This is a genomic window from Micromonospora sp. NPDC005205, assembly GCF_040608275.1.
Taxonomy (GTDB): domain Bacteria; phylum Actinomycetota; class Actinomycetes; order Mycobacteriales; family Micromonosporaceae; genus Micromonospora.
In genome coordinates, this window is sequence record NZ_JBEXHV010000029.1 from 1 (window position 1) to 24,792 (window position 24,792).

Sequence of the window (24,792 nt, forward strand, 5' to 3'; positions counted from 1 at the left end):
TGGCCGACCAGGTCGGCGGCCTGCTGCTCCCACTGGGCGTAGGCGTCCGGGTAAGCCGACACCTGCACGGTCTGCGCGGCGTCGGTCAGCGCCATATCCTGCCACCCGTCAACCTGCTTCAGACCCTTCAGGAACGCCGTGGTCGAGTACTCGGGGTCAGTGATCTGCTCCGGCGTACCCCAACCCGAGCTCGGGCGCTGCTGGAACAGGCCCAGCGAGTCGTGGTCATTCATGTCGCCCAGGTGACCCAGGTTCTCCAGCTTCGACTCCTGCAGGCTCGTCGCGATCGAGATGACCGCGGCCCGCTCCGGCAGACCAGCCTTCTTCGTCGCGGCGATGATCGCCTTCACGTTGGCGGTCTGCTCGTCGTTGAGGCTGATCCGGGACTGGTCACCCTGCGGCTTCGGCGCCGACTGCACGGCCACCGCGACGGGCTTGGCGTCGACCGGGTTGGCATGGGCGGCGATCGGACCGGCGAACACACCACCGGCGAACGCGAGACCAGCAACAGACAACATGCTCTTACGAATCATGGTGTTCATGGGGGTAGCTCCTTCGGGGGTAGGACACCCCGACCGCCGACCGCCAAAAGGGGGGCGGCGGCAGGGTGTGAGCACCTCGTCCGGCGCTGCACTTCACAAACGGGGAAAAGTCTGGGGGTGACGCCTGGTCGGGCGTCAGGGTCAGCGGCCTGCCGAGCGGGGGGCTCGTGGCGCCGGGACCATGTGTAACGACCGCCGGGCCGGGGTCATTCCGGGGTGGCCCGTCCATCGGCACCCTCATCGCGGCGGTGCCAGCGGTCGTGGGGGGTTGTAACGACCGGGTGGAGGCTGCCATTCCCCCTGCGCGACCCGCCCACTCAAAGGTCGGGTGGCGAGCCGGTGGTACTGCGATCGTCAGAGTATGTAACGACCCCGCCCCGGCCATGATTCCAGCCCAGGCGTGCGGCCGGTCACCACCCACAAACGCCCAGCAACCGACAAACCACCCACGCCCCGCCGGTTCGGTGGTGTCGAATCGCCCCACACTCGGGGTGGTCCACTCGGGTTCACGGAAGTCGGGGCATCCCGGACGCCCGGACACCCCGACATCAGGAAACCCGAGTTGATCATGCCTGGCCGGCCGCCGCATGCCCTGCCTAGAGCCCGAACGGGTCAGGAGCCCAGGTAGCGCAGGATTGCGAGGATTCGTCGGCTGTAGCCCGTTGAATGTGCGAGGTCGAGTTTGTCGAAGATGGCGTTGACATGCTTCTCGACAGCGCTCTGCGATACGTGCAGCCGCTGGGCGATGGCGAGATTCGTGTGCCCCTGGGCCATCTCGTGCAACACGTCCCGTTCCCGCGGCGTGAGCCGACCGAACGGGTCGGGACGGTCCGAGCCGGCCACCACCTGACGGACCACCTCCGGGTCGAGGGCGGTGCCTCCGGCGGCCACCCGGTCGAGGGCGTCGAGGAAGTCGTCCACCTGGGCGACCCGGTCCTTGAGCAGGTAGCCGACCCCCTCGGGACGGTCCGCGAGCAACCTCCCGGCGTAACGCCGCTCCACGTACTGGGAGAGCACGAGGACCCCGGTGTCGGGCCACCGGCGACGGATCTCCAGGGCGGCCCGCAGCCCGTCATCGGTGTGGTTGGGTGGCATCCGGACGTCGGTGACGACCACGTCGGGACGGGATCGTCCGACCGCCTCGACAAGCTGGTCGGCGGTCCCGACCGCCGCGAGCACCTCGTGCTCCTCGTCGGCGAGCAGCCGCGTCAGGCCCTCCCGGAGCAGTGTCGAGTCTTCGGCGAGGACTAGGCGCACGGCAGCTGCGCCAGCACGGTCGTCGGACCGCCGGCTGGGCTGGTCACCAGGAATCGGCCGTCCAGCGCGGCGACCCGTCGCGCCAGCCCGGACAACCCGCGTCCGGTCGGTTCCGCCCCGCCGACGCCGTCGTCGTGTACGCACATCCGGATCCACCCATCCCGTACTCCGATTTCGACGGTGACCAGGGTAGCGGCGGCGTGCTTCGCAGCGTTGGTGAGCGCCTCGCAGGCCACGAAGTACAGCACCGTCTCGACCTGCCGCTCGGGGCGGACCGGCAGCTCGCAGCGGATTCGCACCGGCACCTCGGATCCGCGGGCGACGATGGCCAGGACCTCACCCAGATCGCTGTCGTCCAGCGCTGACGGGTAGACCCGCCACGCCACCTCGCGCAACTCTTCGATGGCCCGCTGCACGGCCTCGTGTGCCTGAGCGAGCAGTGCGTGTGTGCGGTCGGCGTCGCGGGCGCGGCGGGCCCGGCCGAGCAGCATGCCGAGGGCGACCAGCCGCTGCTGGAGGCCGTCGTGCAGGTCACGTTCGATGCGCTGCCGTTCGGCGTCGACAGCGGCGATGACCCCGGCCCGACTGGTGGTCAGCTCGTGGACCCGGCGGGTCAGCTCCGCCCGACTTCCCGCGCCGAGCAGTCGTCGCGCCAGCCAGATGTCCAGCGCGGCGATGCTGGCGACGGCCTGAACGTTGAGCAGTAACAGCACCGCCCCGACGGCGACCTGGGACAGGGCGTCGAGAACAGTCAACTCTCCGCGCACGGCCGCGCGCAGCACGATCCCGGCCAGCACCACGCCGACGCCGAGCACGGCGTACGCCAGCAGACCGAGCGCGCCGGGTAACAGTCGGGCGGCCAGGTAGCCGAGCTGCCGCCGGGTCGCCACGGTGTGCGGCACGGGCAAATCCTGCGCGGCGAGCAGCCCGGCGAGGCGGCGGTGTTCCATCCGCACGAGCCGCCCGCCGTACCTGCTGGTCAGGCCGGTAACCCGACGGCCCGCCGAAGGCGCGACCGCGAACACACCGCAGGCTGTGACCGCGACGGCGAGGAAGGCGAACTCGACGGCGGCCGTCGCGATTCCGACGGCGACACCGAGCGGCGGCCGGAGCCGGAGCAACCACCTGCCGGTCTGCCGCTCCCCCACCGCCTCGCCCGCCTTCCGCACCAAGCCTGCTCCCCCTTGCTCCGCTTCATGCGACGCGCCCGCAGGAAACGTCGGCGCGATGTGGGGCGTCACGTGACCCGTCCGCACGCGACGCTGGTGCAGTCTGGGGTGCAGAGCAAAGGAACAAGCAAACCAGAAGGGCTGGCTAGCGCTCGTCCGACGCCCACGATCCGCTTCGGTAGAGGGTGCCGCGACCGCCCGGGTCGGGCATCCCGTTCAGTGCGCCCTGCTCGGGTTCGGTCGGCTCGGGGTCGCGGGCAGCGCGGCGGGCCTTCAGCACGCGGGACCCGACGAACCAGGCGGCCGCCGCCGCGCAGACGACGATTACCACCTTCTGGAGCATGCCGGCGTAGCCCTCGACGAGATGCCAGTTGTCACCCAGCAGGTAGCCAGCGAGCACGAACGTGGTGTTCCAGATCAGGCTGCCCAGCGTGGTGTAGAGCAGGAACGTGCTCACCGGCATCCGCTCCACCCCCGCCGGGATGGAGATCAGGCTTCGGAAGATCGGGATCATCCGGCCGAAGAAGACGGCCTTCACACCGTGGCGCAGGAACCACGCCTCGGTCCGGTCCACGTCGCTGAGCTTGACCAGTGGAAGCCGGGAAACGATGTTGCGCATCCGGTCGCGTCCCAGGGCCGCGCCGATCAGGTAGAGCGCGAGCGCGCCCACCACCGAACCCAGCGTGGTCCAGAAGATCGCACCGACCAGACTCATCCGTCCCTGTGCGGCGACGAACCCGGCCAGCGGCAGGATCACCTCACTGGGGATCGGCGGGAAGAGGTTCTCCAACGCCACTGCCAGGCCAGCGCCCGGTCCGCCGAGTCGTTCCACCAGGTCAGTGACGTAGCCGACGATCCCGTCCTGTGGTGGCTCCGCTGCGGCGGCGGGGGTTCCGGTGGCGAACACGGCGTGGGACGTTCGAATCATGCGCCCACGTTACGAAGTCATCCTGAGAGCCGACCATGGGGCCGACCGCCCGACCGCGCGGGTCGACCACACCGGTGGGGGTGCGGAAAGCCGCACCCCGCTGCGGCTCGCGGTGGTCCAGCCGCCGTGCGTACCCCTGGACGTCGCGGCAAACGCGCGGGCGCACGCCGCCGCGGTCCGCGCGGCGCGCGCCCGGGTGGTGGTCTTTCCGGAGCTGTCGCTGACCGGGTACGAGTTGGACGCGCCGGTCGTGTCTGTCGACGACCCGCGGTTGGCGCCGCTGGTCGAGGCGTGCGCCGAGGCGGGTGCGCTGGCCCTGGTCGGCGCGCCGGTCACCGGCGACCACATCGCGATGCTGGCGGTGACCGGTGGCGGTGCGACGGTGGCGTACCGGAAAATGTGGCTGGGGGACGCGGAGGCCCGCCGGTTCCGGCCCGGTGACACCCCGGTCGTGCTCGATGTGGACGGTTGGCGGGTGGGGCTGGCGATCTGCAAGGACACCGGCGTGGCCGCGCACGCGGACCGGACGGCCGCGCTTGGGATCGACGTGTACGCCGCGGGCGTCCTGGAGTCGGCCCGCGACGCCGCAGTGACAGACCAGCGGGCGCACCGGATCGCCGCCGCGCACCGGGTCTGGGTGGCGGTGGCGAGCTTCGCCGGGTCGACCGGCGGTGGCTACACCGAGGCGGCGGGGCTCTCGGGCGTCTGGACGCCAAAGGGCGAGGTGTACGCCCGGGCGGGCACCGACCCGGGCGAGTCGCTAAGTGTCAGCATCGGCTGACCGGGAACCGACGTCGTTGGGGTGGCCCGAGCTGCCGGCCAGTGACGACGGCTGGTCGGCCTTCCTGCTGGGTGGTGTGCTGTTCGCGCTCTACCCGCTACATCGCCGATCCGGAGGGCAACCGGTGGGAGATCGCCTGGGCGGGCACCGCCCGCTTCGACGAGCGCGGCGCTCTTCTCTCCTTCGGCTGAATGTGCTGTTTGCGCGGCGCCAATGACCTTGGAATGCTTCGGGAATGACCTCCTTTCCTCCGACCTTCGACGATGATGTCGTCGGCCAGTCAGCCCAGACGCAGTTCGAGGCGTTCATCGACGAGCACCGCAGAGCACTCAACGGCTACCTGGACGGGCTGACCGAGGAGCAGGCGCGGCGGTCGTTGGTGCCGTCCCGGACGACGCTGCTGGGTCTGGTGAAGCACGCCGCGTTCGTGGAGAAGGTCTGGTTCGACGAGGCCGTCACCTGCCGGCCCCGCTCCGAGATCGGCATCCCGGCCACGCCGGACGAATCGTTCATCCTGGACGACGGCGACACGATCGCCACCGTCCAGAGCGCGCACCGGGAAGCCTGCGAAGCCTCCCGCCGCGCCACGTCCAGCCTGGGCCTCGACGACCTGCTTCGCGGCAACCGGCGTGGTCCGCTGCCGCTGCGCTGGGTCTACCTGCACGTGCTGCGCGAGATGGCGCAGCACTGCGGGCACGCGGAGATCCTGCGCGAGCAGGTCCTGGCCGCCGAATAGCGTCGCCCGAGACACCGAACTCGGTCCGGCCCGGCGGTACTGGATCACGCTCTGGCCCACCCCCCGGTGTCGGCGAAGCGACGCAGCGTCCAGCGGGCCGGCGGCCAGCCGCCGGGGTCGTGGTCGGTGGTCCATTCGGTGATCGAGGCCGGGGGCACGTCCAGGTCGAACGCCCGGAAGACCGGCTGCGCGCCGAGCGCGTGGAAGGCGCCCTCGACGGTTTCGCTGTGGCCGACCAGGACCACTGTGGAGCCCCGGTGCCGGTGGGCGATCTCCATGATCGCGCGGCTGACGCGGACCACCAGTTCGGCCCAGCTCTCGTTGCCCTCCTCGAACGGTCGGAACACGCCGCCGCCCGCAATCGCATGGTCGGTACGGAAAAGGGAGGTCGGCAGGCCGTCGGCGTACGGGGGTGTGTGCCAGGTACAGAGACCACAGTCGGCCACGGGCCGGACGCCGAACGCCGCGCCGATCGGTTGCGCGGTCTCGACGGCCCTGCGCAGCACGGACGAGTAGACCGCCACCGGCCCGTCGGCGGCGATGTCGCCGGTGAGCCGGTTGGCCAGGTCGTGTGCCTGCTCGTGGCCGAGGGCGGTGAGGCCCCGACAGCCACGTGGCCCACCGATGATTCCTTCGAGCTGGTGGACCGACTCGCCATGTCGCACGAAGATCAGACGTGTCCGCATCGGGACATCATGCCAGCGGTATCGACGGGGGTATCAGTCGTCCGTCCGGCTGGTGGAGAACGTGCCGGTCCGGGCGAGCAGAGCGTCCAGTTTCTCGCCCGTCTGCGCTGGTAGGCGGTCCCGCCGCACCAGCTCGGCGATGCGGTCCCGTAGGTCGGCGACGCGCTCGGCACGGTCCCTGGTGCGGCGGTTGAGGTCGGCCAGGTCGTCACGCAGGTCTTCGGCGGTCTTCCGGTCGATGTCGTCGCGGGCGACGGCGGTGGCGAGGATGGCGGCGAACTCGCTGCTCACCTCGCGGAAGCTGACCGGTACCTGCTGCCCGACGGTTGAGGGCGCGGTGCTGGCGGCGGGGGGTGGCGAGGACGGCGCGGCCGGCGTCGGCGAGTGTGTCGTGGGCGCGGGGGCCGGGGCGGAGGTCGACGGCGCGGCGGCGATCTCGGTCGGGTCGGGTGTGCCCGGGTTGCCGAGCGGATTCTGCGCGATCAGGGTGCCGACGCCGATCAGCACGGCGAGCACGGCCGCGACGAGCACGCCGAGGGGCCGACGCGACCGGCGTCGGGGCGGTGCGGCGGTCGCCGGGACGGGGCGGGCCACCACCGATCTGTCGATCAGGGTGGGCGGGTGGGCGGTCGGCCGGATGCGCAGCAGCTCGGTGGGCGGCTCGACCGGCTGACCGGCGCCGAATCGGCGGGCCAGATGCGCGGCGCTCGGCCGGTCGGCCGGGTTGGCGGCCAGGCAGGCCACGGTCAGCTCGGCGATGTCGGCGGGAAGGCCGGGCACTCGCAGCGGCGGCACCGGGGTGCCGCGCCGGTGCACCTCCAGCGCGTCTTCCCAGCTCTGCACGGGTAGCGGCGCTCGCCCGGTGAGGGTGCGGTAGAGCAGTGCGCCGAGGGCGTACACGTCGCTCGCCGGGTCGGGCGGGCCGGCGGTCAGCCGTTCCGGGGCGAAGTAGGCGGGGGTGCCCATCAGCGGTTCGCCGGACTGGCTGTCGAGGCCGCCGAGCGCGGCGATGCCGAAGTCGAGCACCTTGGCGCCGTCGTCGGTGAGCATGACGTTTCCGGGCTTGACGTCGCGGTGCACGACGCCGATGCGGTGTGCGGCGGCCAGTGCGGCGGCGATCTGCCCGGCCACCCGGACCGCCTCCGGCCAGGGCAGCGGCCCGGTCCGCAGCCGGTCGGCCAGGTTGTGACCGTCGACAAGCTCCATCACCAGGTACGGGACCACGACGCCGCCGGCCAGTGTCGCCTCGGCGTAGTCGTACACCTGTGTCACGTGTGGGTGGGTCAGCCGGGCGGCCGCGCGGGCCTCGCGTTGGATGGTGGCCCGCAGTTGTGGGTCGGTGGCGAACTGCCCGGCTAGCACCTTGATCGCCACCGGCCGGCCGAGCACCTCGTCGTCGCCTCGCCACACCTCGGACATGCCACCGAGACCGATCCGCTCGTGCAGTACGTAGCGGTCGTGGAGGCGGAGAGTGGGCGTGAGCGGCGACATAACTTCACCAGTCTGCCTGGCAACACCGCAGTCGACCACTCTGCGTGCCCGGACCCACACTGTTCGTCCCGTGCGTACCGGAATGGGATTGGTGCGGGTCAGGAGCAGCGCGGGGTGCCGGGCAGCGGTCGCGGTTGGATGCGGTCGGCGAGCCGGCGCAGGGCGAGGGCGGTGGCCTGCCGGGTCGGGGCGAGCAGGGCCCGGCGGGGGTGTTCGACCTGGACCGGCGCGTCCGGTCGGGCCGAGTTGACGTGCCGGTTCATGGCGTCGAGCGCGGTGATGTACCCGGTGGGAAGTTCCATGGTCAACTCCTTGGGACCGGTCCGGTGGATTCCCGGACGACGAGTGCGGTGGGCAGCAGCACGTGACCGGCCGCGGCGTCCGCGGGCGGGTCGAGCAGCAGTTCGGCGGCGATGCGGCCCTTCTCCTCGGCCGGTTGCCGGACGGTGGTGAGGCCGGCAGCGGCGGCCTCGGGGACGTCGTCGAAGCCGGTCACCGAGACGGGGGGACGATCATGGGCCGGCCGTGCGGCCAGGGCGTCCAGCACACCGAGCGCGAGGACGTCGGAGCCGGCCAGTACGGCGGTCGGCGGTGCGGGTTGGTCGAACAGCCCAGCGACGGCTGCGGCTGCCGCCGGGCGGCTGTTGCCGGGGACGTTGACAAGTGTCAGCTCGGCCCAGCCGACGCCGACCTCGGCGAAGGCGTCGGCGAACCCGCTGAGCCGACCTCGGGTGGTCGGATGCGGCACCTGGTCCACCCCGGCCACTGTGAGCGGGCCGGCCGGCGCGTCGGGCAGCACGGAGTCGGCGAGCAGCGCCACCCGACGGTGCCCGAGCCCCGCGACGTGCGCGGCGGCGCTGCGTGCGGCGGCCCGCTCGTCGATGCCGACGAACCGTTCGTCAGCGCCGGCGTCGTCGCGGGCTGCGGTGCTGACGAACGGCAGCCCGCGTTGGCGGATCACGTCCAACGCCCACTCTTCGTCGGCGACGCAGTAGACGCAGAACCCGTCGACGGCGGCGTTCTCCACCGCCTGCCGGGCGTCGGTCACCGCCGGTGGCAGCGGCACCAGCAGCATGCTGGTGCCGTGCCGCTCGGCCGCCGCGCCGACACCGGCGAGGAAGCGGACCGCGAACGGGTCGGTGAAGGCGTACGACAGTTGCGAGGTGAACAGCACCCCGATCGACCCGACGAAACCTCGGCGCAGGGAGCGCGCGGTGGGGTTGGGGCCGGGGTAGCCGAGTTGCCGGGCGGCGTCCAGGATCCGCTCGCGCAGGGCGGCGGAGAGCTGGTCGGGGCGGCTGTAGGCGTTGGACACGGTGCTGCGCGAGACGCCGACGGCGTCGGCCACGGCTTGCAGTGTTGGCTTCACCGGCACCTCTCTGAATCGATCCAGTCTGTATCGATTCAGAGACTAGCTCGACCGGTCGGCGTCGGTCAATACGTGAACGGAGAGTGGGAGCGCGGTCGGGAGTCAGGCCGCGTAGAGGTCGTTCAGCAGGCCGCCGAGGATCTCCGCCGTACGCTCGGGCGGCTCGGCCTCGACGCAGAGCCGCTCCATGGCCACCGCGTAGTAATCCAGATCGTCGCGCTTGTCCAGGTAGATGGCGCTGGTGAGCTGTTCGATGTAGACGATGTCCGGAAGCTCCTGGTCGCCGAAGCGCAGGATGGTGAAGGCACCCCCGGCGGCGGCGTGGCCACCGGCGGCGAACGGAATGACCTGCAACCGGATGTGGGGCGACTTGGTCGCCTCGATGAGCGCGGTGAGCTGGCCGCGCATGACCTCCGCGCCGCCGATGGGCCGGCGCAGGGCCGCCTCGTCCACCACGGCCCAGAGCTGCGGCGGGTTCTGCCGCTGGAGCAACTGTTGACGCTGCATCCGCAGCGCGACACGCCTGTCGATCTCGCCCGGACCGGCAGTGCCGTGCCCGAGCAGCACGACCGCCCGGGCGTACTCCCCGGTCTGCAGGAGGCCGGGCACGAACTGCACCTCGTAGCTGCGGATCAGCGCGGCGGCGGCCTCCAGGCCCAGGTACGACTGGAACCAGGACGGCAACACGTCGCCGTATCGGTGCCACCAGCCGGGGCTGTTCGCGTCCCGCGCGAGCTTGAGCAACGCGTCACGCTCATGGTCGTCGGTGACGCCGTAGAGGGTCAACAGGTCGGCGACGTCGCGCTCCTTGAAGCCGACCCGGCCGAGCTCCATCCGACTGATCTTGGATTCGGAGGAGCGGATCTCCCAGCCGGCGCCCTCCCGGGTCACCCCGCTGGACTCCCGGAGACGGCGCAGTTGGGCGCCGAGCAGCATGCGCAGCACGGTCGGCCCGGTTGTCGGGCCACCCTCGGCGGGAACCATCGTCACGTGCGGACCTCCGGACACCGACCCACGACGGCCGGGCGCCCCGGCCCGGCCGACGTGTAAGCATGCCATGGACCGACAGTGAGGTGAACTCCTCCGCGCCGGTGAATCAGTCTCGTCGCCGGGACGACCCGCCCCCGGACGGTCAGTTGATCAGGTGGTCGAAATCTCCGTCCCGCGCACCGAGAACGAAGGCGGCGATCTCATCCACCGTATAGATGAGCGCCGGCCCTTCCGGGTGTCGTGAGTTGCGGACCGCGATGCCCGCTCCCTCGGGCAGTTCGGCCAGTTCGACGCAGTTGCCGCTGGGGTTGCTGCGGCGACTCTTCTGCCAGCTCAGCGGAGGCAACTGGTGGATCGGTACGCCATTGGGTGGCTGCTGCATGGGGGCGTCTTTCTGTTACGAGCCCGCCGGTGGCCGTGGGAGGAGCGGTGACGGCGAGGGGGTGCGGTATCGACATTGGACGGTTCTGCACGTGCATCTGCTATTGCATCTGCACCCGACGGCGAGCATGATAACGCACATGATCGGTGCCCATCCGTTCACTTTGTGTTACCCCCACACGGGCAACGATCAGGCAAAACTGGGCCCGACGCGGCGTACCGCGTCAACCGAAGGCTGGAGGCGGTCGCGGCGATGGGAGGGTTCGTGCCGGATCCGATGAGTGTCGCCTCCGGCGTCTGCGCGGCGGGCGCGCTGCTCTCCTCCTGGCAACTACGCCGACGGGCGGTGCGCGCCGAGGCCGAGATTGGTCACCTCCAGGCAGAACTGGCCGCCGAACGGCACGCCGCCAGTCACGACCCGCTGACCGGGCTGCCCAATCGCCGCGCCTTCTACCGCCTGGCAGCCGCACTGCTCACCGACGCCGCCGGCCAGCCGTTGATCGCCGTGGTGCTCGATCTGGACGACTTCAAGCAGATCAACGACCGGTACGGGCACGCCGCCGGCGACCAGGTGCTGATCAGTGTCGCCGAACGGCTGGCCGGCTTCGCCGGGGACAATCTCGTGGCGCGCCTCGGCGGCGACGAGTTCGCCGGGTTGCTCTCCAGCCCCACCGTCGACCGGCGCTGGATCGAGCATTCGACCCGCCGGCTCAGCGAGACCGTCGCCGCGCCGATCCGGCTGAGCGGGTGCAGCGTCCGGGTCACCGCGTCCGTCGGGCTCGCCCCGGTGACCGGCCCGGCCCAGCTCACCGACGCGCTCAGCCGCGCCGACGCGGCCATGTACCAGGCGAAGAGCCTCGGTGGCGCCCGATCGCCCCGCCAACTGGTCGACAGCGCGTTCCTCGGCGAGCGCTGACCGTTCAGCTGACGGGCGCGCCGAACCACCTGGGCAGATGGCTGAGCAGCTCGGTCTGATCGTCGCCCACCCACGCCACGTGACCGTCGGGCCGTAACAGCACGGCGGGCACCTCCACCTCATCGCTGACGTCGACGACGTGGTCGACCCGCTCCGCCCAACCAGCGACCGAGAGCTGGCCGGTCTGGTCGAGCAGCAGGCCCCGGCCGCCGCGCATCAGCTCGTAGAGGCGCCCCCGCCGCAGCGGTACGTCACGCATGTGACGCCCGAGCAGTTCGTGCCCCGCGCCGAGGTCGTAGCGGACCCCGATCGCGGTGATCTTCTCGATCAGGTACCGGTTGACGTCCTCGAAGTCCAACAGCTCCGACAACAGTTGGCGCACCGACCGCGGCCCCGGCTCGGGTGAGAGCAGCACCATCTGCGCCCGGGTGTTGTTCAGCACGTCCGCGGCCACCGGATGCCGTTCGCTGTGGTAGCTGTCCAGCAGCCCCTCCGGCGCCCAGCCGTTGAGCTCGGCGGCCAGTTTCCAGCCGAGGTTGAACGCGTCCTGGATGCCGAGGTTGAGCCCCTGCCCACCGGTCGGCGGGTGGATGTGCGCCGCGTCGCCTGCCAACAGCACCCGGCCGACCCGATAACGCTCGGCCAGCCGGGTGGCGTCACCGAAGCGGGAGAGCCAGCGCGGTGAGTGGACACCGAAGTCGGTGCCCGCGTACACCCGCAGTTGGTGTTTGAAGTCCTCGATGGTCGGTGGGACAGTGCGGTCCTCGACCACCCCCTCGGCCGGGACGAGGACGCGGTAGACCCCGTCTCCGAGGGGCCCGAGACCGAATCGGAGATGGGTCTTGCGGACCTCGGCCACCACGTCGGCCACCTTTTCCGGTGGCACGCCCACCTCCATCTCCCCCAGCAACGTCTCGACGCTGCTGGGCTCGCCGGGAAAGCCGACACCGAGCAGCCCGCGGACGGTGCTGCGACCGCCGTCGCAGCCGACGAGGTAGCGGGAACGCACCTGCGTGCCGTCGGCCAGCCGCACGGTCACCCCGTCGTCGTCCTGGCTGAGCCCGACGAGTTCGCTGCCGCGCCGGATCTCGACGCCGACCTCACTGGCGTGCTCGCCCAGGAGACGATCGGTGATGGTCTGCGGAATGCCGAGGACGTACGCGTGTGCGGTGTCCAGCCCGCCCGGCGACGGCTTGGGGATCGCGGCGAAGAAGCCCCCGACCGGGTACTGCGTTCCGAGCGCGAGGAACCGCTCCAGCAGACCTCGCTGGTCCAGCACCTCGATGCTTCGCGCGTGCAGGCCGAGCGCACGGACGTAGCTGGTCGGCTCGGTCTCCCTCTCGAGCACGAGCGCGTGCAGTCCGTGCAGCCGCAACTCGGTGGCCAACATCAAGCCGGTCGGCCCGCCGCCGGCAATGATGACATCGATCATGTAATCCCCCGATTTTCCCAGATTGGGCGTCGGATGGAGATTCTGCGGCATCACCCGGGTCTTGCCGCAAGGCCCCCAGTGCGATATATGTTGGAGGTGGCAGAGAGCGCATCCGCTCTTTGCCTTACTTTTTGTCCGGCGTAGACGGCGACGTGGTCGCCGCTCAGAGCCGCCGGTCGAGGTCGCGCACTGCCGCGTCGGCGAGGGTGACCAGACCCACCGGTGACACCAGCCCCCGCACGATCCGCGCGGCCCGGTCCCGGTCGGCCGGCTCGACGTCGAGGTCCAACGCCTGGCGGGTCCAGTCGCTGAGGTCGTCGAGAGCGCGGACCGCGAGAAACCAGGCCAGGCGCAGCGGGTCGACGTCGGTCCTGCCGTAGCCGGCGAGCACCGCCTGCTGCTGCTCGGCAGTGATCGGCGCGAAGGCGAGCACCCCGCCGAGGACGAACATGAGGTCGCACTCGGGTGGGGCGAGCACCGCGTCGTCCCAGTCGATCAGCCAGACCTGCCCGTCCGCGCCGAGCAGCAGGTTGCCCAGGTGCGGGTCGCCGTGGCAGACCACCGCCGGCCCCGACCGGTCGACGGCGAGTCGCTCGACCCCACGGAGCAGCGTGGACACCCGGTCGGCGTTCGCCGCCCAGACGGCGGCCAGTTCGGCGACCAGCGGATCGCCAGAGTCGGCCTGGTCGCGGAGCCGTCCGGCCATGTCCCGGGTCGCGGCCACGATCGAGGGGTACGCGTCACCGCCGCCTGGCAGCAGCCGTTCCAACTCGTCGGTCACCGGCACCGCGTGCACGGCGGCCAGCAGTTCGCCGTAGGCACGCCAGTGCGCCTCGCTCATCGGGCCGTCCAGCGCCCGCAGGTCGGACACCCACGGGACCACGGACAGGCGGTGCCCGTCACGCTCGGCGTACAGGCGTCCGTCGCAGGTGCGGACCTGCGCCGCTACACCTGGCACGCCCCGCTCGGCCAGGTGCGCGGTCACGATCAGGCCGGCCGGCGTACCGCCACCGCTGACCTTGACGGCATACCGCTCGCCGTCGCCCGTCTCACCCCGCCAGAGCCGAGCCCGCAGATCAGCCCCGTGCGAAACCTCATCCACGGTGGACAGCCAAAGCCCAAACTCCTCCCGGACCCACCCCACCACGTCCACCGACCCACCCCCACCCCACCCCGCCTGCTCGCGGTGATCAAGAAGTTCGCGTCACTGTCGGCCCGGATTCTGACGCAAACCTCTTGATCACGTGTGCCTGGTGGGGGGCGTGGGCGGAAATGAATTGGGTACGCGAAGGGACGGCCCAGCCGACCGACGAGAGGAACCCCTCGTGCCGAGCATCCGTGCCCTCGTACTGAACTGCACCCTCAAGCCGTCGCCTGCCCCCTCCAGCTCCGAGCAACTGGGCCGGGAGGTGTTGGCCGAACTGGCCCGTCAGGGCGTGGACGGCGAGATCGTCCGGGTGGTCGACCACGACGTGCGCTTCGGGGTGTCGACCGACGAGGGCCACGGCGACGGTTGGCCCGCCATCCGCGCCAAGCTGCTCGCCGCCCAGATCCTCATCATCGCCACCCCGATCTGGCTCGGCCAACCCGCGAGCGTCACCAAGATGGTCCTCGAACGCCTCGACGCCGAGCTGTCCGAGACCGACGACGAGGGACGGCTGCTCACCTACGGCAAGGTGGCCGGTGTCGCGGTCGTTGGCAACGAGGACGGCGCGCACCACAGCATCGCCGAGGTGCAGGGGGCGCTCAACGAGGTGGGCTTCACCGTCGCCGCCGCCGGCGCGACCTACTGGGTCGGCGAGGCGCTGCACACGGTGGACTACCGCGACGCCGGCCCGAAGCCCGACACCACCGGTCGCACCACGAAGGCACTGGCGCTCAACAGCGCACACCTGGCCCGGCTCCTCGCCGACCAGCCGTACCCGCCGCCGGACGCGAAGGGCGCGGCGGTCGGTCCGAGCCGCGAATAGACCTCACCGCCAGGGGCGTCACCGCCCGGGCCGCCTACTGTTGGGCAGCTCCGCGCGCGGCTCGCCGCCGATCCGCGCCCGGCGCGGTCAGCGCCAGCCGTAACCGGCGCGCAACGCCTGCCCAACCCGGTCGAACCGGGGCCGGTCCAACACGGCACCCTCCCGGCGGATGCTGTCCTCGCGCATGGTGAGCACCCGATCCAGCCGGACCCAGCTCGGCCGGTTGTCGCGGTCCCACTCACCCGGCCCGAGCGCGAACCAGTGCCGCTGCCCGTCCCGGTCGCTCTGGCTGGACAGCATCAACCCGAACAGTGTCCGGCTGTGCCGACCGACGACCAGCACCGGCCGGTCCTTGCCCTGGCGGGGGTCGTCCTCGTACGGCACCCACGTCCAGACGATCTCGCCCGGGTCGGCCTGACCGTCCCGCTCCGGAGCGTAGGTCAACTCCCGACGCTGCAAGGCGCTCACCTGACGGCGGCGGGCGACCTGCGCGAGCGCCGGCCCGGTACGCCGGGGCAACGGGATCACCGCACCGACCCGGGAGATACGCGCCGCGACATTCCTCAACAGACCAGCCACGGCGGGCAGCCTACCCGCCGCCGAAGGAAACGCTACGACAGACTGGCCCCATGAACGAGCTGCCCCGCGACCTGCCGATCCTGGAGCGACGCACGGTGCGGGTGGTGGTCACCGACGGCACCGACCGGGTGCTGCTGTTCCACACCCACGACCCGGACCATGCCCGGCTGGGCACCTGGTGGGAGCTGCCGGGCGGTGGCATGGATCCCGGTGAGACCTATCGCGACACGGCGGTGCGGGAGCTGCGGGAAGAGACCGGCATCGTGATCACCGCTGACCAGGTGGGCGCGCCGGTGTGGCGGCGGCGGGCGAGCTTCCTGCACCGCCAGGTGCGGCACGTCCAGGACGAGGTCGTCGTCGCGGTACGGCTGGCCGGCCCCGGCCCGGACGTGGACGAGGCGCACCGGCTCGACTACGAGCGGGAGGACTACTTCGGCTTCCGCTGGTGGCCGTTGCCGGAGGTGGTGGCCAGTCGGGAACGCTTCTATCCCGGACAGCTCCCCCGGCTGATCACCCCCTTTCTCGCCGGCACGCAGATCGACGAGCCGTTCGAACTGTGGTCGTGAGCCGGGTCGGCGGGCAGAGTGTGGGCATGAGGAGCGATCTGCACGGCCCGTTGTCCGCGTACGCCGCGCGACTGCACGCGACGGTCGGCGACGGGCACCATGTCGCCTCCCCGCTCGGCGCCTGGCTGCTGCTCGCGGTCACCGCCACGACGGCCGACAGTGATCCGGCCGTAGCGGACGGAGCCGCCGTGAAGCTGGCGCAGGCGCTGGGCACCGACCTGCCGAGCGCGGCCGAGGTGGCCCGAACGCTGTTGGACGCGCCGCACCCGCTGGTCGGGTCCGCCACCGCGCTCTGGCACACAGCGGGGCAGGGCGACGACGGATCGACGGCGTGGCGGGCCGCGCTCCCCCGCACGACCGAAGTCGGCGCACTGCCCGATCAGGCCGGGTTGGACGCCTGGGCGCGCGAGCACACCCTCGGTCTGATCGAGACGTTTCCCCTGAAGGTCAAGCCGACCGTGAGGTTCATCCTGGCCAGCGCGTTGGCCACCCGGGTGTCCTGGGCGACCCCGTTCGACGTCGCCGACGCACGCGCGCTCGGCGCCAACAGCCCGTGGGCCGGCCAACTACGGCGGGCACTGCGCAGCCCGAGCGACGGCCACCGCTGCGCCATCGTGTCCACCGCGCGGGCCGGTGACGTGATCGTGCACGCCGCACCGGCCCAGACGACCGACGGCGCGGGGCTGGTCGTCCTCTCGGTGGCCGCCGCGCCGCAGGTGCCACCGGCCGAGGTGCTGGCCATTGCGTACGACCTCAGTGCCGGCGCGGCCGACGGCGCGCGACCGGCGGGCAGCCACTCGCTGTTCGACCTGCCGCTCGGCGAGACTCCGCTCTGGACGCTGACCGAGGAGCGGGTACACACCTGGGAACGCGACGGCCGCGAAGAACGGCACAACGCCGTCCTTCCCTGCTGGTCCGCTCGGAACGACCATGACCTGACCGCCCCGGCGCTCGGCTTCCCCGCCGCGGCGACCACGCTCGCGACGGCGCTGGCGCTACCGATGAACGAGTTCGAGGCACGGCAGACGGCGGTGGCCCGGTTCGACAGGTACGGCTTCGAGGCGGCGGCCGTGACAGGCATGGCCGGAATTACCAGCATGCCGCCGGAGGGTGTGGCCCGCACCGCCGAGCTGCGCTTCGGCCACCCGTACGCGGTGGTGGCCGTCGCCACCGACACCCGGGCCGACGGCGTCACCGGCCCCTGGCACGGGGTGCCGGTCTTCTCCGCCTGGGTCGCCGAGCCCGAGGACGTGCCCGAGGCATAACTACCCAACGGGTCAGGACGGCCACGTGGCCTGGTGCGTGGCGGCCGTCACCCGGGCCGACGTCACCAGGGCACTCCTGGGCTGACCCCGCCGGGCCGGGTCAGGGACCGCCGTCGCGCGGCAGTCGCGCCACCATCGTTTGGAATTCCCCTACCGTCATCGCCGTGCGCAACGTTGCGAAGACGGCCCCGGTTCCGGCCCGGGCGGTGGCCGGGTCCACCCCGGCACGCTGTTCCACCCGACGGAGGAACTCCGTCGGGCCGGCCTCCATCGGGGTCGCGCCGGCACCGCCGACCTCCAGGCCCAGCCCGCTGGTCAACCCGGCGGCCGCGGGATCCGGGCCGAGGGTCCCGGCCGGATCTGGGGCTGGGAGGGCCGTCCCGGCCGGATCCGGGGCCGGAAAGGCCGTCCCGGCCGGATCCGGGGCCGGAAAGGCCGTCCCGGCCGGATCCGGGGCCGGGTCGGTCAGGTAGCCGTCGACCTCGTTCGGAAGGTGCACGACGAGGTCGCCGGGCGCGCCGCCGGTCACCCGTTCGGCCAACGTCTGGAGCACGGCGCGGGCGAGCACGGCGGCCTCCTCGGCGGGCAGGCCGGACTGTTGGGACACCGCGTCGATGAAGTACGGGAACCCGTCGCCGTCGGTCACGCCCGGCCGGTTACCCCTGCCCGGGCGCGACAAACTGCCGCTAGGCCAGCAGACCCTCGGCCAGCAGGTGGTCGAAGATGATCTGGTCGACCGGTGAGGTGCGGTGTCGGTCCGCGTACCCGAGCCAGGCCATCTCGGCGATCTCGCTGGCCGGCCGCAACTGCCCCCGATAGCCCGCCCGATAGCAGGTCATCCGCACTGTGATGCCGGGCGTGTGGCCGTGCGCCTGAGCGGTGAAGGTGCCCAGGTGCACGGCACCTGGCACGTCGACCTCGACGCTCAACTCCTCGTCGATCTCCCGTCGCAGGGTCTCCAGGTCGGTTTCGCCCGGCTCGCGCTTTCCGCCCGGCAGGTACCAGACGTCCTTGCCCGCCGACCGGGTGCTCAGCACCCGACCGTCCTCGACGAGGATCCAGGCCACCTTGTCGATCTCGCGCACGATGCTCCTTGCTGCCGCCGGGATCGGGGACGCTACCACCCGGCACCGCGCTCAGTCGGCGAGCAGGTCGAGCAGCAGCGCGGCGCTCCAACTGAACGCCGGTGAGCCCAGCCCGGCACCGGTGTCCGGGTGGAAGTACTCGTGGCAGCCGGCCCCGGCGACCAGACCGATCATCGAGCAGCGCAGCCCGGCGGCCAGCTCCGGGTGCCCGTGACCGAGCAGCCCACGCCGGACCAGCCAGCCGATGTTGAGCCAGCTCGGCCCACGCCAGTAACGCAGCGGCTCGAAGTCGGGTGCGGTGCGGTCGTGGGTGGGCAGCGGCCGATCCATCCGACGGGCCACCCCGAAGCGCGCCGACCGGGCCTCGACGACCAGCGCGTCGACATGCCGGGTCGGCAGGTCGGGCAGGATCAGCGGGGTCAGCCCGAGCACGGTACGGGCGCTCAGCAGACGGTTGGTGCGCAGGTCACGGGGCTGGAACGTGCCCGTGTCCGGGTCGTACAGTCGGCGTACCAAAGCTTCTGTGATGCGGGCCGCGCGGGCCCGGTGCGGCCCGGGGTCGCCACCGACGAGCGCGGCGATCTCGGCGAGGGCGTGTTCGGCGGCCCCGAACGCCGCGTTGAACAGCGGGCACTCCACCAGGAACGGGTGCCCACCGGCCAGGTCCCGGTCGGAGTAGCAGTGGTCGCGGTAGGCGGCGACGATCGCCAGGTAACGCGCGTAGTCGAGGTCTGTGGGGCGGTGCGCGGCGTCGGCGTGCGTGGTGTCGTGCCGACGGTACGCCCGCATGACTGCCGCCTCGGCCGGCACCGCGGCCATCGGCTCGTCCCACGCCGGGCTGTTGTCCAACCCGGACTCCCACGGGTGCACGATGCAGACCAGTCCGTCACCGGCCACGTCCCGCCGGTCGGCCAGGTAGCGCTGTTGGGCGACCAGCGCGGGGTAGAGCACGCGCAGCGCGGCCAGGGCGGTGGGGTCGGGCGTCCGCCGGTACGCCAACAACGCGGCGAGCGCGTGCACCGGCGGCTGGACCAGGCCGGAGGTGGCGACCGTCGGTGCTCCCGGCACGTCGGCCGATCGCCACATCTCCGGCCCCGGGAAGTACGCGCCGACCCGCATCGCCGGGTTGAACACGATGTGTGGCACCCGTCCGTCGGCCCACTGCGCCCCGAACAGGCTGGCCAGCTCCCGCCAGGCGCGGTCGGGACGGACCTGGGCCAACCCGATCGCGATGAACGCGGAGTCCCAGCTCCACTGGTGCGGGTAGAGCGTGCGTGAGGGCACCGTGTGGTCGTGCTCCCAGTTGGCGTCGAGCGTGTCGATCGCGAGCCGACGCAGCCCGGCGGCGTCGGCCGGGCCACCCGTGCCGGCGGTGTCGGCGCGCGTCGGCCCGGCGTCAGCGGGCAGCCCGACACCGGCGGTTGCGTCGACGCTTGTCGGCCCGGCGTCGGCGGTCACGCGGCGGCCCGCCGGGGCAGCGCGTGTCGCAGCACCGTGGCCGCCTGTTGCAGGGCCCGGACCGGGTCGCCGCGGAGCCGGCACTCCAGCGCCAGCCAGCCCCGGTAGTCGATCTCCAGCAGGGTACGCACCAGCGCCGGCCAGTCCAGGTGCCCGGCACCGGGCTGGTACCGGTTGGAGTCGCTGACCTGGACGTGCCCGAGGTACGGCGCGGCGGCGCGCAGCGCGCGGTGCACGTCGTCCTCCTCGATGTTCATGTGGAAGGTGTCGGCGACCACCCGGACCGACGGCAACCCGAGCGCGGCGCAGAGCGCCACCGCCTCGTCGAGACGGTTGACCATGTGGTCCTCGTACCGGTTGAGGGGTTCCAGGAAGAGGGTGACCCCCTCGGCCCGGGCGTGTTCGCCCAGCTCGCCGAGGGCGTCGAGGAGCACCTGCCGGTCGCCGTCCGGCCGGCGGGGCGGATCGAACGGCGGCAGCCGTCGGGAGAACATCCCCCAGGCGGCCGGGGTCATCACCCCGACGCCACCCAGCTCGGCGATCACCGTGAGTTGGGAGCGCAGGTTGCGGACGGCGTCGGCGGACCGGGCGGGGTCGAAGTCGCCGATGAAGTGGTCCATCTCGACGCAGACGGTGGGCATCACCACCCCGGCGGCGCGGGCCCGGCGCAGCTCGGGCAACCGGCGGGCGAACGCCAGGTCGCCGCGGCCGCGTAGCTCGATGCCCTGGTAGCCGAGGGCGGCCGCGAGGGCGTACTTCTGGATCAGGTTGGTGCCCGGCAGGAGTTGTTCCTGACAGGCCAGCGCGATGGTGGTCATGAGAACCTCAGCACGACTTGGAGGACGTCACCGGCGCCGCGGTCGAGCAGCGCGAGGGCGTCGGCGACCGCGCTGGCGTCGACGATGTGGCTGACCAGCGGCAGCGGATCGACGCTGCGGTCGGCCACCAGGTCCATGAAGGTCTGCGCGACCCGGTCTCCGGTCCACCGGCCGGCCATGCTCGGCGCGGGGGTGGGCCCGGAGACCTGGGCGGCCACCAACTGGATGCGGTTGTGGTGGAACTCCTCGCCGAGGCCGAGCGCGTCGGCCTGGCCCTGGTAGAAGCCGGCGGCCACGACCCGGCCGGCGTGGGTGGTGGAGCGGATCGCCTCGTGCAGCGCCGGGTACGCCCCGGACAACTCCAGGCAGACGTCGGCCCCCCGGCCGGCGGTGGCCTGGCGCAGCACGGCGGCGGCGGAGGTGACACTGGCATCCACAGTCGAGTGTGCGCCGTAGCGGGCGGCGTACTCCAACCGGTCGGGTACCGGGTCGACGGCCACCACCCGGGCCCCGGAGAGCACGGCGAGCCGGGTGGCGAGCAGCCCGATGACGCCCTGGCCGAAGACGCCCACCCAGTCGCCGAGGTGCAGATCACCGGCGAGCACTGCGGTCAGCGCGATGGCACCGGGGCGGGCGAAGACGGCGGCGAGCGGATCCAGCCCGGCGGGGAGCACGCGGACCGCGTCGGCGGCGAGCACGGCCTCCGCCCGGTGCCCCCAGATGCCCCAGACGAGCTGCCCCGGGTGTCGGTCGGTGACGTCCGGCGCGACCTCGGCGACCTCGCCGACCTCTTCGTAGCCGAAGCCGATCAACGGGTAGGGCACCGGGGTCTGTCGGGGGACGAACATCCGGGCAGCGTCGTCCCAGTCCTTGCTGAGCCGGGGATTGCTGCCCCGGTAGAGGGTCAGCTCGGTGCCGGCGGAGATGCCCGAGTAGCAGGTGCGGACTCGGACCTGGCCTGGGCCGAGCTGATCCGGCGGGCAGGGCTCGAGGCTGATGCGTCGAGGTCCGGCGAGAGAGACCACCCAGTTGCCCATGTGTCACATCCCGGTAGCACTGGGCTCCAGGATAGCAAAAAATCGCCATATGTCTTGCTATTGATCAATCGAAGGTGTTGGATCCTTCATGTACCCTTCGAGAGGAGTGCCACCGATGTCAGCACCTCCGAGGCGGATACTCGCCACCACAGTGATCCTGGCACTGACCGCGTCCACCCTGCTGGCCTGCGGCGACGACGAACCAGACAGCAACAGCAAGAAGATCACCGTCTGGAGCCTGGAGGACGTGGCCGACCGGGTCACCGCCACCAAGGCGATCATCGCCGATTTCACCGCCAAGACCGGGATCCAGGTCGATCTCGTGACCGTCAACGAGGACCAGTTCCCCTCCTTGATCGCCGCAAACGCCGCCGCCGGTGACCTGCCCGACGTGGTCGGGTCGGTCTCGCTTGCCGGCATCCGTACGCTCGCCGGCAACGAGCTGCTGCACGCCTCGGCGAACGCGGAGGTCGTCGACAAGCTGGGCAGGCAGACGTTCTCCCCCCGAGCGCTGGAGCTCACCTCCGACGACGGCAAGCAGCTCTCCGTGCCCAGCGACGGGTGGGGGCAACTGCTCGTCTACCGCAAGGACCTGTTCGCCGCGGCCGGCCTGCCCGCCCCCGACACGTACGAGCGGATCACCACCGCCGCCGCAAGACTGAACACCGGCGGCGTCGCCGGCATCACCGCGGCGACCGCCCCCAGCGACGTGTTCACCCAACAGACCTTCGAGCACCTGGCGTTGGCCAACGGCTGCCAGCTCACCGACGACTCGGGAAAGGTGACACTGGATTCGCCCCAGTGCGTCGAGGCGTTCCGCTTCTACGGTGACCTGATCCGCACCAGCTCGGTGAAGGGCGCACAGGACGTGGACACCACCCGGGCCACCTACTTCGCGGGCAAGGCGGCCATGGTGATCTGGTCACCGTTCATCCTCGACGAGCTGGCCGGGCTGCGCAACGACGCCAAGCCGACCTGCCCCCAGTGCCAGGCGGACCCGGCGTTCCTCGCGAAGAACAGCGGGTTCGTCACCGCGATCAAGGGCCCGAACGGCGCCGAACCAGCCCAGTACGGCGAGATCAGCTCGTGGGCGGTCCTCGACGGCGCGGTGACCGACCCGGCGAAGTCCTTCGTGGAGTACATGCTCGGTGACGGCTACCCGCGCTGGTTCGGCATGTCGCCGGAGGGCCGCTTCCCGGTGCGCAAGGGCACCCCCGCCGAGCCGGAGGCGTACCTGACCGCCTGGAACACCAGCCAGGCCGGCGTGGACGCGAAGAAACCCCTCACCGACGTGTACGGCGACGAGGTGCTGGCCACGCTACGCCGCAGCCCGGACACCTTCGGGCGCTGGGGCCTCAGCCAGGGGCAGGGCAAACTCGTCGGCGCCATGCTCGGCGAGTTGCCGGTGCCCAAGGTGCTGGGCGACCTCGTCTCCGGCAAGTCCGACGCGGCGGCCACCGCCAAGCGCGCCACGAAGGACGTGGACGCCATCAAGGCGGGCGTCAATTGACCACCACCGCGCCCGGCCCCGGCCGCTCCCCCACCAGGGAGCAGCCGGCGCCACCCGGGCGCCGACCGCTGACCCTGCGCCGCCGCGAATCCCGGGCCGGGCTCGCGCTGGTCGCACCGACCCTGCTCGTCACCATCGCGGTCATCGGCATCCCGATCGTGTGGACAGTGGTGCTCGCCTTCCAGCGGGTCCGGCTGGCCACGCTGCGCAAGACCGGCCTGTTCGGCGAGTTCACCATGGACAACATCGACCGGGTGCTGCACACCCCCGGCTTCGCCGAGACGCTGTGGGTCACCCTGATCTACAGCATCGGCGGCACCGTCGGGTCGATAGTGCTCGGCCTGGTGGCCGCACTGGTCGTCCGCCGCCCGTTCCGGGGTCGCACCCTGGTCCGGGCGTCCATGCTGCTGCCGTACGTGGCGCCGGTGGTCGCCGTCACATTTGTCTGGCAGGTGATGCTCGACCCACAGCTCGGCATCGTCAACGCGTGGGGCCAACGCCTGCTCGGCTGGGACGCCCCGGTGCCGTTCCTCACCCAGGAGTCGACAGCGCTGGCCACGGTGATCGTCTTCGAGGCGTGGCGGTACTTCCCGTTCGCGTTCCTGTTCCTGCTGGCCCGGCTCCAGGCGGTGCCCGGCGAGTTGGAGGAGGCCGCCCGTGTCGACGGCGCCACCCCCACCCAACGGTTCCGGCACATCCTGCTGCCGCAACTGCTGCCGGTGATCGCCCTGCTGGGCGTGCTGCGCTTCATCATGACGTTCAACAAGTTCGACGACGTCTACCTGCTCACCGGCGGTGCGGCCGGCACCGAGGTGGTCAGCGTCCGGGTGTACGAGTTCCTGACCGCCCGTACCGACATCGGAGCCGCAGCCGCGCAGGCGGTCGTGCTGGCCGTTGTGCTCATCGTGTTCGTGCTGATCTATCTGCGCTTCTTCGGACGGAGGGTGAGCTGATGGACCGGGACGTGGTCGAGACGGTGAGCCTGCGTTGGCTGCGCCGCCTGGTGATCGCCGTGTTCCTGGCGATCACGGTCTTCCCCTTCTACTACATGCTGGTGCTCTCGGTGCGCCCCATCGAGCGGCTGCTGCTCGACCCCGGGGCGCTGGTGGTCGGTTTCGGTGAGCTGACCGTGGCCACGTACGCCGAAGTGCTCAAGGCCACCGACGACGGCGGCCAGGGTTTCCTCACCTTCATCCGCAACAGCGGGCTGGTCGCCGTCGCGGCGACCGTGCTCACTCTCCTGGTGGCGATCCCCGGCGCGTACGCGGTGGCCCGGCTGCGGTTCTTCGGCCGGCGACAGGTGGACTTCCTGTTCCTGGCGGTCTACCTGTTCCCGTCGATCGTCATCGCGATCCCGCTGTTCGTGGTCTTCACCCGGGCCGGGCTGCGCGGCTCGCTGTTCGGTCTGGTGCTGGTCTACATCTCGCAGACGTTGCCGGTGTCGGTCTACATGCTGAAGAACTACTTCGAGACCATCCCGGTCAGCCTGGAGGAGTCCGCCGCCATCGACGGCGCCGGCCGGCTCGGCATCATCCGCCGTGTCAGCCTGCCCCTGGCGATGCCGTCGATCATGGCGGTCGCGCTCTACGACTTCATGATCGCCTGGAACGAGTTTCTCTTCGCCCTGCTGTTCCTGGTCGACAAACCCGACAGGTGGACAGTGTCGCTCGGGTTGTCCCTGCTCGCCGACGGGGTGGAGGTCCCCAAGACGGTGTTGATGGCCGGGTCGGTCGTGCTCACCCTGCCCATCGTGATCCTCTTCTTCGCCAGCGAACGGCTGCTCACCGAGGGGCTGACCAGCGGCGCGGAGAAGGGATGATCGTCTC

Annotated in this window: 28 protein-coding genes; 10 read left to right on the plus strand and 18 right to left on the minus strand. The window is 71.4% G+C overall.

The features are described 5' to 3' along the window. The 4 genes from ABZU43_RS31315 to ABZU43_RS31330 form a co-directional block, all read right to left on the minus strand. Positions 1 to 542: hypothetical protein (locus tag ABZU43_RS31315; RefSeq protein WP_355009988.1), on the minus strand; the 542-nt coding region annotated here is incomplete at its 3' end. 612 nt (positions 543 to 1,154) lie between these two features. After that, complete coding sequence (locus ABZU43_RS31320) at positions 1,155 to 1,799, minus strand: response regulator transcription factor (protein ID WP_355009989.1); 645 nt, start codon at positions 1,797 to 1,799, stop codon at positions 1,155 to 1,157. Continuing rightward, on the minus strand, positions 1,790 to 2,968 hold the full coding sequence (locus ABZU43_RS31325; RefSeq protein ID WP_355009990.1) for a histidine kinase: 1,179 nt from the start codon (positions 2,966 to 2,968) through the stop codon (positions 1,790 to 1,792). The genes ABZU43_RS31320 and ABZU43_RS31325 overlap by 10 nt, the downstream gene beginning before the upstream one ends. A gap of 145 nt (positions 2,969 to 3,113) precedes the next feature. Beyond that, positions 3,114 to 3,896 (minus strand): DedA family protein, encoded by a 783-nt coding sequence (locus tag ABZU43_RS31330; protein ID WP_355009991.1) that lies wholly within the window; start codon positions 3,894 to 3,896, stop codon positions 3,114 to 3,116. Between ABZU43_RS31330 and ABZU43_RS31335 the strand changes: the two genes are divergently transcribed. From ABZU43_RS31335 to ABZU43_RS31345, 3 genes are read left to right on the plus strand one after another with little or no spacing between them, the layout of a single operon-like run. Then, on the plus strand, positions 3,895 to 4,677 hold the full coding sequence (locus ABZU43_RS31335) for a carbon-nitrogen hydrolase family protein (RefSeq protein ID WP_355009992.1): 783 nt from the start codon (positions 3,895 to 3,897) through the stop codon (positions 4,675 to 4,677). The two genes, ABZU43_RS31330 and ABZU43_RS31335, sit on opposite strands and share 2 nt — an antisense overlap. A 41-nt stretch (positions 4,678 to 4,718) precedes the next feature. Further along, a complete protein-coding gene (locus tag ABZU43_RS31340) occupies positions 4,719 to 4,868 on the plus strand; it encodes a hypothetical protein (RefSeq protein WP_355009993.1) in 150 nt (49 codons plus the stop codon). A 44-nt stretch (positions 4,869 to 4,912) separates the two neighbouring features. Continuing rightward, the gene (locus tag ABZU43_RS31345) at positions 4,913 to 5,413 is read left to right on the plus strand and encodes a DinB family protein (protein WP_355009994.1); all 501 of its coding nucleotides are present in this window, start codon (positions 4,913 to 4,915) and stop codon (positions 5,411 to 5,413) included. 44 nt (positions 5,414 to 5,457) lie between these two features. Here the strand turns inward: ABZU43_RS31345 and ABZU43_RS31350 are convergent, their stop codons facing one another. The 6 genes from ABZU43_RS31350 to ABZU43_RS31375 all read right to left on the minus strand — a co-directional run bounded on the left by ABZU43_RS31350 (position 5,458) and on the right by ABZU43_RS31375 (position 10,331). Next, positions 5,458 to 6,099: a histidine phosphatase family protein gene (locus ABZU43_RS31350; protein WP_355009995.1), complete on the minus strand. Its 642-nt coding sequence runs from the start codon at positions 6,097 to 6,099 to the stop codon at positions 5,458 to 5,460. Between the two features lie 33 nt (positions 6,100 to 6,132). After that, positions 6,133 to 7,590 carry a serine/threonine-protein kinase gene (locus tag ABZU43_RS31355; protein ID WP_355009996.1) on the minus strand — a complete coding sequence of 486 codons (1,458 nt, stop codon included), beginning with the start codon at positions 7,588 to 7,590 and terminating at the stop codon, positions 6,133 to 6,135. A 98-nt stretch (positions 7,591 to 7,688) separates the two neighbouring features. After that, positions 7,689 to 7,892, minus strand: coding sequence for a hypothetical protein (locus ABZU43_RS31360; protein ID WP_170158647.1), 204 nt, complete (start codon positions 7,890 to 7,892; stop codon positions 7,689 to 7,691). A gap of 2 nt (positions 7,893 to 7,894) precedes the next feature. Continuing rightward, complete coding sequence (locus ABZU43_RS31365) at positions 7,895 to 8,938, minus strand: substrate-binding domain-containing protein (protein ID WP_355009997.1); 1,044 nt, start codon at positions 8,936 to 8,938, stop codon at positions 7,895 to 7,897. Positions 8,939 to 9,061: 123 nt separating this feature from the next. Next, positions 9,062 to 9,949 (minus strand): helix-turn-helix transcriptional regulator, encoded by an 888-nt coding sequence (locus ABZU43_RS31370; RefSeq protein ID WP_355009998.1) that lies wholly within the window; start codon positions 9,947 to 9,949, stop codon positions 9,062 to 9,064. Between the two features lie 142 nt (positions 9,950 to 10,091). After that, complete coding sequence (locus ABZU43_RS31375) at positions 10,092 to 10,331, minus strand: DUF397 domain-containing protein (protein ID WP_091406718.1); 240 nt, start codon at positions 10,329 to 10,331, stop codon at positions 10,092 to 10,094. A gap of 264 nt (positions 10,332 to 10,595) precedes the next feature. On the opposite strand from ABZU43_RS31375, the gene ABZU43_RS31380 reads away from it, so the two are divergent. Next, positions 10,596 to 11,246 carry a GGDEF domain-containing protein gene (locus tag ABZU43_RS31380; RefSeq protein ID WP_091407349.1) on the plus strand — a complete coding sequence of 217 codons (651 nt, stop codon included), beginning with the start codon at positions 10,596 to 10,598 and terminating at the stop codon, positions 11,244 to 11,246. A gap of 4 nt (positions 11,247 to 11,250) precedes the next feature. Here ABZU43_RS31380 and rox read toward each other — a convergent pair whose 3' ends face one another. Together rox and ABZU43_RS31390 are read right to left on the minus strand one after the other, a co-directional pair. Next, positions 11,251 to 12,678, minus strand: a complete 1,428-nt coding sequence (rox, locus tag ABZU43_RS31385; protein WP_355009999.1) for a rifampin monooxygenase — start codon at positions 12,676 to 12,678, stop codon at positions 11,251 to 11,253. A 163-nt stretch (positions 12,679 to 12,841) separates the two neighbouring features. Continuing rightward, positions 12,842 to 13,780 carry a phosphotransferase gene (locus ABZU43_RS31390; protein ID WP_355010000.1) on the minus strand — a complete coding sequence of 313 codons (939 nt, stop codon included), beginning with the start codon at positions 13,778 to 13,780 and terminating at the stop codon, positions 12,842 to 12,844. A 223-nt stretch (positions 13,781 to 14,003) separates the two neighbouring features. Here ABZU43_RS31390 and ABZU43_RS31395 point away from each other — a divergent pair, with 223 nt between their 5' ends. Then, the gene (locus ABZU43_RS31395; protein ID WP_355010001.1) at positions 14,004 to 14,648 is read left to right on the plus strand and encodes an NAD(P)H-dependent oxidoreductase; all 645 of its coding nucleotides are present in this window, start codon (positions 14,004 to 14,006) and stop codon (positions 14,646 to 14,648) included. Positions 14,649 to 14,735: 87 nt separating this feature from the next. Here the strand turns inward: ABZU43_RS31395 and ABZU43_RS31400 are convergent, their stop codons facing one another. Continuing rightward, complete coding sequence (locus tag ABZU43_RS31400) at positions 14,736 to 15,227, minus strand: type II toxin-antitoxin system PemK/MazF family toxin (RefSeq protein WP_355010002.1); 492 nt, start codon at positions 15,225 to 15,227, stop codon at positions 14,736 to 14,738. Positions 15,228 to 15,277: 50 nt separating this feature from the next. On the opposite strand from ABZU43_RS31400, the gene ABZU43_RS31405 reads away from it, so the two are divergent. Beyond that, complete coding sequence (locus ABZU43_RS31405; protein WP_355010003.1) at positions 15,278 to 15,793, plus strand: NUDIX domain-containing protein; 516 nt, start codon at positions 15,278 to 15,280, stop codon at positions 15,791 to 15,793. Positions 15,794 to 15,819: 26 nt separating this feature from the next. Then, positions 15,820 to 17,058, plus strand: coding sequence for a hypothetical protein (locus tag ABZU43_RS31410; RefSeq protein ID WP_355010004.1), 1,239 nt, complete (start codon positions 15,820 to 15,822; stop codon positions 17,056 to 17,058). Positions 17,059 to 17,158: 100 nt separating this feature from the next. On the opposite strand, the gene ABZU43_RS31415 is transcribed toward ABZU43_RS31410, so the two are convergent. The 5 genes from ABZU43_RS31415 to ABZU43_RS31435 all read right to left on the minus strand — a co-directional run bounded on the left by ABZU43_RS31415 (position 17,159) and on the right by ABZU43_RS31435 (position 21,456). Next, positions 17,159 to 17,704 (minus strand): DUF2267 domain-containing protein, encoded by a 546-nt coding sequence (locus ABZU43_RS31415; protein ID WP_355010005.1) that lies wholly within the window; start codon positions 17,702 to 17,704, stop codon positions 17,159 to 17,161. Between the two features lie 40 nt (positions 17,705 to 17,744). Next, on the minus strand, positions 17,745 to 18,143 hold the full coding sequence (locus ABZU43_RS31420) for an NUDIX domain-containing protein (RefSeq protein WP_355010006.1): 399 nt from the start codon (positions 18,141 to 18,143) through the stop codon (positions 17,745 to 17,747). Between the two features lie 51 nt (positions 18,144 to 18,194). Continuing rightward, positions 18,195 to 19,481 carry a hypothetical protein gene (locus ABZU43_RS31425; protein WP_355010044.1) on the minus strand — a complete coding sequence of 429 codons (1,287 nt, stop codon included), beginning with the start codon at positions 19,479 to 19,481 and terminating at the stop codon, positions 18,195 to 18,197. 116 nt (positions 19,482 to 19,597) lie between these two features. Beyond that, positions 19,598 to 20,419, minus strand: coding sequence for a sugar phosphate isomerase/epimerase family protein (locus tag ABZU43_RS31430; protein ID WP_355010007.1), 822 nt, complete (start codon positions 20,417 to 20,419; stop codon positions 19,598 to 19,600). Then, a complete protein-coding gene (locus ABZU43_RS31435; RefSeq protein ID WP_355010008.1) occupies positions 20,416 to 21,456 on the minus strand; it encodes a zinc-binding dehydrogenase in 1,041 nt (346 codons plus the stop codon). Before ABZU43_RS31435 ends, ABZU43_RS31430 begins: the two co-directional genes overlap by 4 nt. A 115-nt stretch (positions 21,457 to 21,571) precedes the next feature. Here ABZU43_RS31435 and ABZU43_RS31440 point away from each other — a divergent pair, with 115 nt between their 5' ends. From ABZU43_RS31440 to ABZU43_RS31450, 3 genes are read left to right on the plus strand one after another with little or no spacing between them, the layout of a single operon-like run. Continuing rightward, the gene (locus ABZU43_RS31440; protein WP_355010009.1) at positions 21,572 to 22,966 is read left to right on the plus strand and encodes an extracellular solute-binding protein; all 1,395 of its coding nucleotides are present in this window, start codon (positions 21,572 to 21,574) and stop codon (positions 22,964 to 22,966) included. Further along, a complete protein-coding gene (locus ABZU43_RS31445) occupies positions 22,963 to 23,919 on the plus strand; it encodes a sugar ABC transporter permease (RefSeq protein WP_355010010.1) in 957 nt (318 codons plus the stop codon). Before ABZU43_RS31440 ends, ABZU43_RS31445 begins: the two co-directional genes overlap by 4 nt. Next, positions 23,919 to 24,785 (plus strand): carbohydrate ABC transporter permease, encoded by an 867-nt coding sequence (locus ABZU43_RS31450; RefSeq protein WP_355010011.1) that lies wholly within the window; start codon positions 23,919 to 23,921, stop codon positions 24,783 to 24,785. Before ABZU43_RS31445 ends, ABZU43_RS31450 begins: the two co-directional genes overlap by 1 nt. Positions 24,786 to 24,792 lie beyond the last annotated feature (7 nt).